Source organism: Mesorhizobium sp. M6A.T.Cr.TU.014.01.1.1 (genome assembly GCF_004022765.1).
Lineage (GTDB): Bacteria > Pseudomonadota > Alphaproteobacteria > Rhizobiales > Rhizobiaceae > Mesorhizobium > Mesorhizobium mediterraneum.
Window position 1 is genome coordinate 1 of the sequence record NZ_RZPG01000149.1, and the last position, 390, is coordinate 390.

Sequence of the window (390 nt, forward strand, 5' to 3'; positions counted from 1 at the left end):
GCTGGACAGCATGACCACTGGAATGTCGAGACCATCATCGCGCCATTTGCGCAGCAGCTCATGGCCGCTCATGCCGGGCAACCCGAGGTCGAGCAGGACGAGGTCCGGCTTCTCGGCCTCCATCAGCTCTATCGCCACCCTGGCGTTCGGCGCCTCGCTGATCGCGTAGCCCTGGCTGCCGAGCCCGACGCGCAGTAGCTTGCGGATCGGCGGCTCGTCATCGACGACCAATATCCTGACGTTCGAGTTTGTCATGCCAGGTCACCCACGTCGTGGTCGTCGGTATTCGAAGCGTCGAAATTGGGCGGATTTGCCGGCCTGGGCATTTTGATGGTGAACACCGCGCCCGAACCGTCGGTCCGGTTTGCCGCCATGATCGTGCCACCCATC

At 63.1% G+C, this 390-nt stretch carries 1 protein-coding gene; it reads right to left on the bottom strand.

The annotated features are described in order from the left end of the window. A partial coding sequence (locus EN885_RS33355) for a response regulator (RefSeq protein WP_164897996.1) occupies nucleotides 1–255 on the bottom strand: 255 nt, incomplete at its 3' end. Between the last annotated feature and the right edge of the window lie 135 nt (nucleotides 256–390).